10 protein-coding genes are annotated in these 13,458 nt (G+C 38.1%); 4 read left to right on the forward strand and 6 right to left on the reverse strand.

From position 1 onward, the window contains the following. The first annotated feature begins 402 nt into the window (after positions 1-402). Entirely contained in the window at positions 403-2,034 is a 1,632-nt protein-coding gene (locus ASF86_RS00615) for an inorganic phosphate transporter (protein ID WP_017391706.1), read from the forward strand. Between the two features lie 164 nt (positions 2,035-2,198). Further along, positions 2,199-3,533, forward strand: coding sequence for a D-serine ammonia-lyase (locus ASF86_RS00620; RefSeq protein ID WP_056478494.1), 1,335 nt, complete (start codon positions 2,199-2,201; stop codon positions 3,531-3,533). Positions 3,534-3,578: 45 nt separating this feature from the next. Here the strand turns inward: ASF86_RS00620 and ASF86_RS00625 are convergent, their stop codons facing one another. The 5 genes from ASF86_RS00625 to ASF86_RS00640 form a co-directional block, all read right to left on the reverse strand. Continuing rightward, positions 3,579-5,126 (reverse strand): hypothetical protein, encoded by a 1,548-nt coding sequence (locus tag ASF86_RS00625; protein WP_005042273.1) that lies wholly within the window; start codon positions 5,124-5,126, stop codon positions 3,579-3,581. 554 nt (positions 5,127-5,680) lie between these two features. Beyond that, the gene (locus ASF86_RS18835) at positions 5,681-5,845 is read right to left on the reverse strand and encodes a hypothetical protein (protein ID WP_081407508.1); all 165 of its coding nucleotides are present in this window, start codon (positions 5,843-5,845) and stop codon (positions 5,681-5,683) included. 107 nt (positions 5,846-5,952) lie between these two features. Further along, positions 5,953-6,957: a formylglycine-generating enzyme family protein gene (locus ASF86_RS00630; protein WP_056478496.1), complete on the reverse strand. Its 1,005-nt coding sequence runs from the start codon at positions 6,955-6,957 to the stop codon at positions 5,953-5,955. Continuing rightward, positions 6,954-8,630, reverse strand: coding sequence for an arylsulfatase (locus ASF86_RS00635; protein WP_056478500.1), 1,677 nt, complete (start codon positions 8,628-8,630; stop codon positions 6,954-6,956). The genes ASF86_RS00630 and ASF86_RS00635 overlap by 4 nt, the downstream gene beginning before the upstream one ends. Positions 8,631-8,799: 169 nt before the next feature. After that, positions 8,800-9,417 carry a rhomboid family intramembrane serine protease gene (locus ASF86_RS00640; RefSeq protein WP_003653076.1) on the reverse strand — a complete coding sequence of 206 codons (618 nt, stop codon included), beginning with the start codon at positions 9,415-9,417 and terminating at the stop codon, positions 8,800-8,802. A 158-nt stretch (positions 9,418-9,575) separates the two neighbouring features. Between ASF86_RS00640 and nfuA the strand changes: the two genes are divergently transcribed. Continuing rightward, complete coding sequence (nfuA, locus tag ASF86_RS00645; RefSeq protein ID WP_003653074.1) at positions 9,576-10,214, forward strand: Fe-S biogenesis protein NfuA; 639 nt, start codon at positions 9,576-9,578, stop codon at positions 10,212-10,214. 169 nt (positions 10,215-10,383) lie between these two features. Then, positions 10,384-12,423: a ligand-gated channel protein gene (locus ASF86_RS00650; RefSeq protein ID WP_056478502.1), complete on the forward strand. Its 2,040-nt coding sequence runs from the start codon at positions 10,384-10,386 to the stop codon at positions 12,421-12,423. A 22-nt stretch (positions 12,424-12,445) separates the two neighbouring features. Here ASF86_RS00650 and ASF86_RS19705 read toward each other — a convergent pair whose 3' ends face one another. Continuing rightward, on the reverse strand, positions 12,446-13,453 hold the full coding sequence (locus tag ASF86_RS19705; RefSeq protein ID WP_056478504.1) for a hypothetical protein: 1,008 nt from the start codon (positions 13,451-13,453) through the stop codon (positions 12,446-12,448). Between the last annotated feature and the right edge of the window lie 5 nt (positions 13,454-13,458).

Genomic DNA, 13,458 nt, shown 5'->3' on the forward strand with positions numbered 1-13,458 from the left:
CAATTGATGATCTATGACGACCCACCATTCACCGTAAATTAGTCGTAAAAAAAGTGTTTTCGAACAAAAAAGAGGGTATTTTTTCATCAAATATTCATAAAATGATCATGATATTGAAATATTTCATCTCCAATATTCTGTTTTATGACAATTAGGCTGTTTAAAAAAGCGTCATACAGGTGGTTTTTTAGATATTTTTGCTTTAAAAATAGTCATAAATAAGGAAGATATAAATTGATTTAAATTATTGTATTTTAATAAAAAAATAAAATGGATCGAGGAAAGGTGCATCAAATGAGGTCAAAATATGAAAAATTGACTTCATCAGGCGCCGCTTTGTCATATAATTGTCATAATTTAACTTAAGAATACAGAGGATTTTTCTATCCTCTTACCGTCTGCATGAATTCTAATCTACCCCCTGTTTCGGATTCAAAACTTGCGGCAAACCTGCAAGTCAAATCGACGAATGTACATGTCCCGACACCTAAGTTCTTTATGCCGGTGTTTCTGACAATTATTGTTGCAACACTTATTTATATTGGATTTCAGGTGAGTGCTGATTTAGCGCATGTACCGCCTTTGAGTCTTTATTCGGTTATTCTCTTATCTACCGCACTCTTGATTGCTTTAGGCTTTGAGTTTGTAAATGGCTTCCATGATACTGCAAATGCAGTAGCGACAGTGATTTACACCAATGCTTTACCTGCACCAGTTGCAGTCATGTGGGCAGGTTTTTGTAATTTTCTTGGGGTAATGGTTGCAAGCGGCGCAGTCGCTTACGGCATTATTGCATTGTTGCCTGTTGAATTGATTATGAACATGGGTAGCGGTGCAGGTTTCGCAATGGTTTTTGCGCTTCTTATTGCTGCAATTCTCTGGAACTTAGGTACTTGGTTCTTGGGTATTCCTGCTTCTAGCTCTCATACTTTGATTGGTTCAATCTTGGGTGTGGGCATTATGAACCATCTGTTGAGTGCATCGACTGGCGTAACGACCAGTGGTGTTGATATGGATCAGGTGATTAAAGTCGGTAAGGCCTTATTATTTTCACCTTTAATTGGTTTTGCTTTTGCAGCGATTGTATTCTTATTGGTTAAAACTATTTTTAAACGCCAATTAGAATTATTCCAACCACCAGAAGGTAATAAACCACCACCAGCAATCATTCGTGCAATTTTAATCTTTACCTGTACAGGTGTAAGTTTTGCACATGGTTCTAATGACGGTCAAAAAGGTATGGGTTTAATCATGCTGATTTTGGTTGGTCTGGTGCCATTGGCTTATTCATTGAATAAAAACCTTGATACACAACAAGTTCAATCATTCCATCAGCTTTCTTCTCAAACTGCCGTACTTTTGAATCAAAATCAGCCAGAATTAACCGATGAAAAAGCACGTGTTATTTTGACTAAATATATTCAGACTAAACAGCAAACTCCCGAAGTAGTGCCTGCATTGGCAAGCATGACTGATCATTTGGGTGAGCGAGTTTCTAGCTATAGCAACTTAAAAGACATTCCAGAAGCTGCAATCAGTGAAATTCGTAATGACATGTATTTAAGTACAACGACGTTTAAGCGTTTGGATAAAGCTGATGCTTTACCAAAAATGGATCAGTCACAAGAAAAACTCGTGAAAGAATACCGTAGTAGCTTAGATTCATTCTTACAATACATTCCAACTTGGGTGAAAGTAGCAGTTGCGTTGGCACTTGGCTTAGGCACCATGGTCGGCTGGAAACGTATTGTTGTGACTGTAGGTGAACGTATTGGTAAGCATCACATGACTTATGGTCAGGGGATGTCTGCTGAGCTTGTCGCAATGAGTACAATTGCAGCTGCCGACGGTTTAGGTATGCCTGTTTCAACAACACACGTTTTAAACAGTGCTGTTGCAGGTACCATGGTAGCGAATAGATCAGGCTTAAACTTCAATACAGTTAAAACGATTTTATCTGCATGGGTATTTACACTCCCTGCAACAATCTGTTTGTCAGGCGGTTTGTACTGGTTATTCTTACAGTTTGTATAAAAGTATTTAAAAAATTAAAGCCACTGTTCATAGTGGCTTTTTTATTTGTTTCTTTTTAACGTTCAGTCTATTTTCATGTACATTCAATTATAAATTAACGAGTTGTTATAAAGCCTCAAGTAACTTCAGAGGTTTAGCTTAAAACTTTTATATCAGGATAGATTATGGATGCGGTTCAAATAGATCATCTAAAACAACAATTTCCACTTATTGAGACACTGCAAGCCTATCAAGAAACATTTTGGTTTACACCTCATTGCCATCCTTTAAAAGAAGCTTTAGAAAAAGTTGGTCTCACAGCAGAGGACGTAAGTGAAGCAGAAGCTAGATTAGAGCGTTTCGCACCTTATTTGGCAAAAGTGTTTCCTGAAACTCAAGCGCAACATGGAAAAATTGAATCAGAGATCGTTGAAATTACCCATATGCAACAAGCACTTTCTTCAACAGAACAAGTGCAACTGAGTGGAGCATTCTGGCTGAAAAAGGATAGTCATCTACCTATTTCAGGCTCAATCAAAGCGCGTGGTGGAATTTATGAAGTCTTGGCTCACGCCGAAAAGTTGGCAATTGAGGCTGGACTTCTCAAGTTGGAAGACGATTACAGTAAGTTAGATCAAGATTCATTTAGGGCATTCTTTTCTAAGTATCAAATTGCAGTAGGTTCTACAGGTAACCTAGGGCTTTCTATCGGCATTATGAGCGCCAAACTGGGTTTTAGAGTCACTGTTCATATGTCTGCCGATGCGAGACAATGGAAAAAAGACAAACTGCGTTCATTGGGCGTTAATGTTGTGGAATATGCCAGTGACTATGGAGTAGCTGTTGAAGAGGGAAGAAAAGCAGCAGAACAAGATCCGCACTGCTTTTTTATTGATGATGAAAACTCAACAACATTGTTTTTAGGTTATGCAGTTGCAGGAATACGCTTAAAACAGCAATTTGAGCAAAAACAAATTAAAGTCGATGCTAAACACCCATTATTTGTTTATTTGCCGTGTGGCGTTGGTGGTGGCCCTGGTGGGGTAAGTTTTGGTTTGAAACTGGCTTTTGGTGAGCATGTACATTGTATCTTTGCAGAACCAACCCATTCGCCATGTATGTTACTGGGTGTCCACACAGGTTTGCATGATCAGATTTCAGTGAATGACATTGGCCTCGATAATGTAACTACCGCAGATGGGCTCGCGGTAGGCCGTGCTTCAGGTTTTGTGGGACGTGCTATGCAGCAGTTAATTGATGGCTATTACACCATTGATGATGAACGTTTATATGAGCTCATTGCGCTTTTAAATCAAACCGAAAATATTCAGCTTGAGCCTTCTGCGGTGGCAGGCATGATGGGGCCATATTATGTCCAGACTAGCCCTGATTATTTGGCTTTACATCAACTATCAGCTGAGCAGTTACAACAGGCAACCCATGTGATATGGGCGACAGGAGGCGGTATGGTGCCGCCTTATGAAATGCAAAAATATCTATCACACTTTCAAAGTAAATAGATAAATACAGAAAAAGCCCAATTCTAGAATTGGGCATTAATATAATTATTTTTTAGATGATTTTCCAAAAGGTAGTTTTTCTGTTGCAAAGCCATAGATTGCAGCAAAAGGCAGGGCAGTTCTTGCTAAATAAGCAACACGCCACAATCCGCCGTGGTTGGCACCTTCCATCATAAGTTCAAGTGGATGGTCCAGCTCAGTTTCAGGATTCGCTACAGAAGATTCATTTCTTAAGTCATGAATCCAGATTGCAGCCATAATTGCATTGGTAGTTTCAGGGCTAAATGCTTCTACATCAAAAAGTTCTGCACCATTAAAAGCTGCTTTCAACAATGGATTTTTAGTCACAGAGTGAGTCGTTGTTGATGGTGCAATATTAATGCTGACGTGTTGTCCTTGATGGCGGGCCAAAATAGCACGCCATTGTTGAATGCGTTTTGCCAAAGCATAATTTGGCCCTTGTTCAACAACTAGACAGTCGGCAATGCCATAAGTTTTTCCATTTTCACAAGCAATTAAGTCTTGATATGGCGCTTGAAAAAAACGATTGAGCGAAAGAGCGGAAACACCTTTCACCGCCATTTTTTGTATTTTTGTGCGTGATTTAAACTTTTGTTGAGCAGCTTTGGCGACTTCTTTAGGAACCGCATAAACATCGGTTGGCGTACACATAAACATAAGGCTCGTATCAGACTTATGCTCGCTCACAAATTGCATGATGCTGTCCATTGCCATGGAAACACGAACATGCTTTTCACCATCTAAATAGGCAATTGCGGCCAAATCTAACTTTTGCGGAAACTGAACTAACCACTGTGCAATTTCTGGTAATTGAGTCAATAAATTTGCACCCAATTTATCTTTTAATTCAGAAACTTTTGCTGATGAATCAATTTGTTCAACACTAGGCGCAATGAGGGTTGCGTTTCCTTGTTGAATCGTATTTAAAATCTTGCCCCAGACACGTGGGTTTGGTAAGTCGACAGCAACAATATTCGCTTTCCATTTGGCTAACCAAGGTAGAGGTCCTGCTTCTGAAGCTGCACCAAACAGCACCATAGTACGATCAGATAAATCAAACCATTCTGGGTGAGCAATAGCTTCACGCAAAGCTTTTGCATGACTTGGTTCAATAATACCAGCCTCTTCCCAACGTTGAATCTGGTCCAGTAAGCTTTGCCCGCTTAGTTTTTGCCCTTTGTAAGGAACATACCATTCAGGTGCTGCATCACTTTCACCTTTAAGTTTTACTGTATGAAGTGGCGTAGATGAAGCAATATTAACTGCATCTTTTAAAAGGTAGTGTTTACTATCACGATAATAGTCAAAAATATGGTGAGCTTTATGCAAACCTTGCTTCGCAATAGTAATGGGGTGGTTACTATTAGAAATTCCTTGTTTAACAAGTGCTTTAAAATATATTGGGTAATTTTTTCGCCAGTTTTTTTCATTCAACACTTGTTGTGCGGTTTTATTATCTACAACAGATAAAGCCTCTGACAAAATTTCTTGGCCAGTAAGAGATGTGCTTTGTTTTTTTGTTGAGGCGTGTACTGGAAATTGTAGACCTTCGACTTGACTTGTGCTGGACATAAAATATCTCGTTATACGACTGGGTTAATATACAGATGTATACATTATCTATGCCAATGAAAGGAAACGAGTGGCAATAACTGACAAAATAATATTGATTATTTATGTGATGAAACATGGAAGAGGGAATTATTATGATAAATTCATCTCATTTTGGTCTTAATTTTTTTCACAATTTTAGAACATTTTTATAGACTTACGTTACATAAATGATTATTTTGTATTAAGCAAATACATCAGTTTTAGCCTGAAGGTAAAATGTTCAAAATGTATCAATAATACAGATACAGAAATGATTAAAAACTAGACTTTTTTATTAAAAGATAAGAAAAGTCAGACTGAATAAGAAAGAATTGGGGTGAAACTAGATAGAAGACAACATAAGATTGTCTTTTAAAAATCTTGGGGATATGGTGATTTTTTTACACCATAATTTTCTAGTTTCACCCCATCTATTTTTGGGTTGGAACCCTCCATTTTTGTACTCACTTTATTACTTGATTGAACCTTATTTGTTTAAAGTAACTTCAAAATTACTTTAAAAGAAGCTATCTCTAACAACGTCCTTTTTTCGCTTGTCCTGGTGGGCAAAAGTCTCCTGGATGGTTGTGATAAGGTGAATCTGGATCAATCACAATACTACCTTCAGGTGTATGAACTGCACAGGCTGATAATGACATTGTGAACATTGCTGCTGCACAGAGAAGTAATGTTTTCATCTTGTTCTCACTTTTTTATCATTCTCCATTTTACTATAGAAATATTTTGATTATTTTTCGATCTACTTTTGGTTAAGAATATATTTAATAATTCTGATTTGAAGAAACTAATCAGACCGTAAAATCGTTCGGAAGCCCACATGGGTTGCTGCTAAATCAAAGTCTTGCGGATAGCGGCTACTGCTACGATAACGTGAACAATAATTTTGTGCACAAAGAAAAGATCCGCCTTTAATTACATATTGTATACTGGTGATTTGTTGTTGTCTTAAATCAGAATAATTTCCCATATGCTGGTCATGAGCACCTTGATATGGAGATGATGTCCATTCCCATACATTTCCAATCATATCAAATAGTTTGAAAGTATTTGGTGCAAAGCATCCAACGGGCGCAACATCCTTAAAGTGATCTTGATTCAGGTTTTGAAAAGGGAATTCACCTTGCCAGTAATTTGCTTGTGGATGTTGGTGTTCATCGGTAGGAGCTTGATGTAAGGGCGTATCAGTTTGCGAATTCGCTTTAGCTGCATATTCCCATTCTAGTTCTGTTGGTAAATCACGTCCTAACCAGACTGCATAATGTTCAGCATCGTTTTTACTCACATATCGCACAGGTTCGTTAGGATGGGGAGTAGCACCTTTACTACCATTTGGAGTTTTCCATGTATAGCCCGATTTTAGCTGCCACCATTGCTGTGGATGTTGAGGGTCTGGTGAAAAAACAGCAGCCTGCTTTTGTTTTTCGGCATCGGTGATATAACCCGTTGCTTTTACGAAACTAGTAAACTGAGCAACGGTAACTTCTGTTTGATCAATCCAGAATCCTTTAACTTCCCGTTGTTTTTCTCCAAAATTGAGCTCATCAGGATAGGCTTTTTCAGAACCAAAATTAAAATGTCCATTAGGAATTAAAACCATTCCAGCTGTGGGTTGTTTTAGCCAACCTTGAGGTAGTCCTGTGTAGTTTTTACATTTCTCAAGAGAACCCAAGTCAGCTAAAGAGGGTTGCTGCTGAGACGATGGTGCGGGTTCAGAAACTTGTGAAGATTGACTACAGCCTGCCATAAAAGACAGGCTGATGGTCGTAACTAAAAATGGTATCAATCTCATTTGGCGTTATATTCCTGCACACCATTTTTTTCAGTATATTTTTCATAGACCGATAATAGTTCTTGCACTTTAGCAGGGTAAAGCTGAGCAACGTTCTGTCTTTCCCCTCGATCCGCTTTAATGTTGTATAGCTCCCAAGTTCCTGTACCTAATTCAGGGCGCCCTTGAAGTGCAATTTTCCACTCGCCTTGTTTTGCATATTTACTGCAATGTAACTCATCAGCAAAACTAAAATTTTCGGGGCGAATCGTAGTTGTTTTATTTTCAAGTAAAGGTTTCCATGAAATCCCTGATGGCGTGTTAATGGTACGACCATTGTATTGGCCTTGAGGTACTGGAATATGAGCATATTCTAGTAAAGTTGGGAAAACATCGAGTACGGATGCAAAGCTATGATTCGTTTCTTCTGCTTTTTTCTGATTTGGTAATTTCACGATTGCAGGGGCAGTAGTTGCACCTTCACCAGCGGTATCTTTCCATAAATGAAATGGCGCCGCGCTGACCTCAGCCCAACGTGGTCCAATATAGTGATACGAAGTCGGTGTACCTACATTTGCTACAGAGTTATCAAAGCCAGATTCACTGCCGTATCCTCCACGTACAAAACCTTCTGCACCATTGTCGGAAACAAAGAAAATTAAGGTATTGTCATAAAGATTATTTTGTTTGAGGTATTGAATAATTCGGCCCACATTGGCATCGAGGTTTTCTACCATGCCTGCATAGATTTCCATTTTACGGGCTTCTAGTGCTTTTTGTTCAGCAGTTAATTCATTCCATTTTCCATATTTTTGTGGAGCATTTTGAGTTGCAATCGGTTCGGCTGCTTCAAATTTTGCCGGAATAATGCCAAGCTGTTTTTGGCGTGCGATACGCGCATTACGAATTGCATCGTAACCAACATCGTAAACTCCGCGATATTTTTCACGGTATTCCGCAGGTGCCTGAATTGGCCAATGAGGCGCTGTATAGGCAGCATAAGCAAAGAACGGTTTGCCGCTATTTTTGCCTGAGTCTAAATAGCTAAGTAATTTATCGGTAAAATAATTTGTCGAGAAAAAGTCATCAGGCAATGCTGAAACAGGAATAATTTGCCCATCTTCCGTATAGGTCGAATTCCGCTTAAATGCACTTGGCGCTTGCTTAAAGTGGTGATCTAGGCCTTGTAACAAGGTAAATGAATGGTCAAAACCTTTTGCATGGGCATTTGTTTCAGGGGTTAGTCCTAAATGCCATTTACCGCTGATATAAGTACGATAGCCATTATCTTTCAGCACTTGTGCAATGGATAGCGAACGCTCATTCAAATAGCCCTCGTAGCCAGGCTGGCCCTTTAAATGTTCTGGCGTGAGTTCAGCCATTGCACCAATACCAGCTAAATGATGATCAGTACCTGAAATCAGTTGAGAGCGTGTTGGGGAGCAGGTCGGGGCGGTGTGATAGTCAGTTAAAAGGCGACCTTCTTGAGCTAGGCTATCAATATTGGGTGTACGAATTTCACCACCGAAAGCCCCTAAATCTGAATAGCCTAAGTCATCCGCCATAATGAATAAGATATTGGGCTGCTTAGGAGTGCTGACCACATTTTCTTGTGAATCATTGTCATTACATCCAGCCAAAGATAAGCTAAATAAAGCAATGGAAAGGCTAGATAAAATTGCTTTGTACTTCATTGTATCATCTGAATTATTAAAAGATTTGGCATGAGTTTAATCAGATGGTTTTTGCAATCAAAACAAGGAAAAGATCAAAGAAAATCATAAAAAAGACTGAGAATTTATGGTGATAAATAAATGAGAAAAAAAGAAAAGCCCATTGCGGGCTTTTTTTTGAGTGCCTGACTTAGAACGGAATACGAGTCAGTTGATCTAAGAAATGTGGAATCACTTTCGGTTCGATCAAAATGGTGACAAGGACCCCGTAAGCTGCACCCCATAAATGAGCACTATGGTTGATATGGCTATTACCACGTTTACCAGCCCAAATGCTGTACGCTACATATAAAACTGCAAAAATAATGGCTGGTACTGGAATGAAGAATACAAAAATCAGCTTCCATGGTTGAAATAGAATATAAGCAAATAAAACAGCTGAAACTGCACCAGAGGCGCCGAGGCTCGCCCAGTTTGTATCATTTCTATGTTGTAAATAGCTCGGTAAAATAGCAAAGATTAAACCGCCTAAATAAAACAAAACAAAACCCATGTCATAAAAATATTGGCGATAAAAACTTTCAATAATGCTGCCAAAGAAGAACAGGGTAATCATGTTGAAAAGTAGATGTGTACCATCTGCATGGATAAAGCCATGAGTAATGAAACGATCAAATTGCCCACGTTGCATTGCAGGTGGCCAAAAAATCAAACGATTCATCACGTTTTGATTGCTAAAGGCAAGTAAAGAAACAATGACCGTAATAATAATAAGGGTAATGGTATGGTTAAACGGCAGATGCAACATAAGAAATATTTAAAAAATGATCAATATTGAGTCCAATAATGCCATTAAAAACTTCAGTTGAAACCCTGTTGTGTATAAATCCGACAAATTTAGTTGATTTTTTTTAAATCTACCTCATCTTCGGTTAATATAAAGGCATCAGCTTGAGGAATATTGTTATGTCGACTGAGAACACCAACACTGCTGTTGCAGAAGAAATTCCAAACCTTTTGATTACACCATCTGCACAAGAGTATTTGCACGATTTATTGACGAAGCAAAATACTCCGGGAATTGGCGTTCGAGTTTTTGTTGAACATCCGGGTACGCCACGTGCAGAATGCTGTATGGCATATAGTGCACCAGAAGAAGTAATCCCAACGGATTATAAACAGGACTATCCAGATTTCCCTGCATATATTGACGCGCCATCTATTCCTTATCTTTTAGATGCCGTAATTGATTACAATAAGGACCGTTTTGGTGGGCAGTTAACTTTCCGCGCGCCAAACTCTAAAGTTCCACGTGTTGGTCCAGATGCATCAATTGAAGAGCGTATTACTTACATTCTTCAAGCAGAAATTAACCCAGGTCTTGCAGGCCATGGCGGGAATTGTAGCTTGGTAGAAGTACAAGATAATCCAGAACATGGTTTAACTGCTGTATTGAAATTTGGTGGTGGTTGCCAAGGATGTTCTGCAATTGACGTTACCTTGAAACAAGGTGTAGAAACGACGTTAAGAGAGCATATTCCAGAGCTTCAACGTGTGGTTGACCAAACTGACCATACACAAGCTGAAGGTGCTTATTTCAAATAATTAAATTATTTGAAAAGTGAAATAAAAAAGCCTCGAAATGAGGTTTTTTTATTATTCAATATAAATAATGATAATTATTATCAATATCATTTGTAATTTTATTTAAATTTGTTACAATGCGGAACTTAAAATGAGAGATGTTTAATAAATCAATATATTGGGAATACTTATGTCGAAGCGTATTATCCAGTCAGTGCTTTCTGTTTCAGTACTGGCAAGTATGATGTCTATGGCTTATGCTGCTGAAAGTGAAAATATTTTAGTTGATTCTTCTATAAAAAATAAAAAAGAAAGCGAAGTTACACAACTAGAAAAAATTGTCGTGACGGCAAGTGGTTTTGAACAAGATGTAAAAAAAGCAGCTGCTTCTATTTCAGTTTTAACTCAAGACGAAATTAATAAAAAAGCATATCGTGATGTGACTGACGCGCTTAAAGATGTGCCTGGTGTAGTAGTTACAGGTGGGGGGAGTTCAAGCGATATTAGTATTCGTGGAATGGGAAGTGCTTATACCCTTATTATGGTCGATGGTAAGAAAGTAAACACACGTTCTGTGCGACCAAATAGTGATAATTCAGGTATTGAACAAGGTTGGTTACCTGGAATCGAAAGTATCGAGCGTATTGAAGTTATCCGTGGTCCAATGTCGGGTCTATACGGTTCAGACGCTATGGGTGGCGTAATTAATATTATTACTAAAAAAGTTGCAGATATTTGGAACAGTTCGGTTAAGTTAGATACAACCATTCAGGAAAATAATAAATCTGGAAATCTTTACCAAGCCAATACTTATGTGTCGGGTCCATTGATTAAGAATTTACTTGGATTAAAAGCCAATGGTACATTTTCACAGAGAGATGAAGATGAAATTATTGGTGGTTATAACAAACAAAAAATTCGTGCAGGAGGGGCTACTTTAAGCCTGACTCCTAATGATCAACATATCATTGAACTTGAATACCAGCGTTCCATTCAAAATCGTAACGCGACAATTGGAAAAACAGTTTCACCTGTTCAAACTGGTCGTAATCCACCAGCAGATTCATTAACAGACTATTACCGTACAGAATATAGTTTAACGCACCGTGGTGACATCGGTCCTGTGAAGACTCATTCTTATATTCAACGCGAAGAAAATAAGAACCCGTCTAGAAATATGGAAGCTGTAAATACTACATTTAACACGCTTAACCAGATCACATTAGCAAATCATGCACTTAGCGTGGGCGGAAGCTATTTAAAAGAAGAATTAGATGATTTAGGTAACCAGTTAAAAGTTGGTGGATCACAACCGGTTTCTAATTTAGATCGTTATAGCTGGGCGTTATTTGCTGAAGATGCATGGAATATTATTGATCCCTTCACTTTAACAATGTCTTTGCGCATGGATCAGGACGAAAAGTTTGGAGATCATTTTAGTCCTAAACTATATGGGGTATGGACTTTAAATGATAACTGGATTATTAAAGGCGGTGTATCAACAGGCTATAAAACACCTGCATTAAGAGCGACTGTAGCTGAATGGGGACAAGCTACAGGGGGGAGCAGCTCTGCAGGAGTAATTGTTGGTAATCCGAATTTAAAACCTGAAAAAAGTACCAACTATGAGCTTTCATTCTCTTGGGATAATCTTGATGACCTCAATGCTGGCTTAACGATTTTTAATAGCGAATTTAAAGATAAAATTACAGAAGTTAGAACCTGTTCAGGTGAGGCCGGTGCTCGTGAGTGTGAATGGTTAGGTTTAGAATTTGATTTTGTCAGTCAACGCACAAATGTAGATAAAGCTAACATGAGAGGAATTGAGGCAACGTTTGGTTGGCTAATTTCACCGGACTTAAAACTGAATGCTAATTATACCTATACTGATACAGAGCAAAAAAGTGGTCAATTTAAAGGCCAACCTTTAAACGAAATGCCAGAACATATGTTTAATACCACTTTAGATTGGCAAGTTAATGACTTAGTAAATATGTGGAGCCGTTTGAATTTCCGTAGCAAAACTTCTGAATATTTAAGCCGAACTTCAATGGCTGAAGGAAAGCCTGCTTATGGATTAGTTGATGTTGGTATGAACTATAAACCGACTGACAAAATTCAAGTTGCGGCAGGTATCTATAACTTATTTGATAAAGATATTGATGTAGCAACCTATAATTATGTTTTAGATGGACGTCGTTATAATTTAGGAATAATTTATAAATTCTAAATGGTTAAATAACAAAGGCGCTTTAAGCGCCTTTGTTATTTAAAATTTCTAAGGTTTTTTCAGAATAATAAAATTTCTCTAGGTAAACACGAGCACGTCTTCTTAAATGACCAGTTGTAACTAATTGCTGTAATACAGGCACAAGCAACTGAGTCAGTTCATGTTGAATTAAGCTTTCATCAATATTGAGGTCACGAAGTAACAAGTCAAAATTATGTTCCTGATTGCGCACATACCACGTGTAAATACCATCATGTACTTGTTGTTTCAAATAAGAAGTCTGGCGAATGTGATCCCAAATCTGATGTCCTAAACCCACAGTTTTTGATAAATCTTGAACTTCCACATAGTTCTTTAAAACGGAAAGAGGCATGGTTTTAACTTTATGCCAAATATTTGCCTGAAAATGGTAGAGCTTATCATTGTCAAAATGTTGGTTTAAAACGCGCTCACTCATTTGAGTGAGTTTTAAAATATTCTTTTGCAAATAATGATGAATCGTATCGTCTAGATTTGAATCGGTTACGGTTTCTAGAACCGATTTGCCCATCTTCATAAAACGACCTACACCCGGCACCCGTTTTGACATCGACTCATCTAAATAATCATGCATTGTTTGTTGAATAAGCTGTGTTAGAAGTGCTGAAAATGCAGGATTATTCACAATCGTTTTAATTAGCTTCTTACGATGCTGATCTTTACTTGCAACGTATTGCGCAATTCCATCAATTGTTAAAACAGGAATAACATCTTCAATTGTTGTACTGTCATTAGCAGGATGAATCAGTGCAAAACGGATATGTTCTGCAATTTGTTCAAGCAGGGAATCAGAAGCAGGGGGGTCTAAAATTTGCTTTTGAATCAGCTGCTGAATTTGTTCGAAAGTCCAGAGGTGTTGTAGTTGCCGACTACCCAACCAATGATAAAATTGCTCAAATTCTTGTTGGATAACATGGGACTGAGCAAATTCCTCATCTAAAAAATCAAGATGAGCTTCAATGAGTTTTTCTATAAGCGGTTGGGTAGACATAAGGT

Origin of the sequence: Acinetobacter sp. Leaf130 (assembly GCF_001423205.1) — a bacterium.
Taxonomy (GTDB): domain Bacteria; phylum Pseudomonadota; class Gammaproteobacteria; order Pseudomonadales; family Moraxellaceae; genus Acinetobacter; species Acinetobacter calcoaceticus.

Excerpts from the sequence above, each read along its gene's own strand:
- ASF86_RS00615 (WP_017391706.1), top strand. The coding sequence starts at position 403 with ATGAATTCTAATCTACCCCCTGTTTCGGATTCAAAACTTGCGGCAAAC.
- ASF86_RS00620 (WP_056478494.1), top strand. The coding sequence starts at position 2,199 with ATGGATGCGGTTCAAATAGATCATCTAAAACAACAATTTCCACTTATT.
- ASF86_RS00625 (WP_005042273.1), bottom strand. The coding sequence starts at position 5,126 with ATGTCCAGCACAAGTCAAGTCGAAGGTCTACAATTTCCAGTACACGCC.
- ASF86_RS18835 (WP_081407508.1), bottom strand. The coding sequence starts at position 5,845 with ATGAAAACATTACTTCTCTGTGCAGCAGCAATGTTCACAATGTCATTA.
- ASF86_RS00630 (WP_056478496.1), bottom strand. The coding sequence starts at position 6,957 with ATGAGATTGATACCATTTTTAGTTACGACCATCAGCCTGTCTTTTATG.
- ASF86_RS00635 (WP_056478500.1), bottom strand. The coding sequence starts at position 8,630 with ATGAAGTACAAAGCAATTTTATCTAGCCTTTCCATTGCTTTATTTAGC.
- ASF86_RS00640 (WP_003653076.1), bottom strand. The coding sequence starts at position 9,417 with ATGTTGCATCTGCCGTTTAACCATACCATTACCCTTATTATTATTACG.
- nfuA (WP_003653074.1), top strand. The coding sequence starts at position 9,576 with ATGTCGACTGAGAACACCAACACTGCTGTTGCAGAAGAAATTCCAAAC.
- ASF86_RS00650 (WP_056478502.1), top strand. The coding sequence starts at position 10,384 with ATGTCGAAGCGTATTATCCAGTCAGTGCTTTCTGTTTCAGTACTGGCA.
- ASF86_RS19705 (WP_056478504.1), bottom strand. The coding sequence starts at position 13,453 with ATGTCTACCCAACCGCTTATAGAAAAACTCATTGAAGCTCATCTTGAT.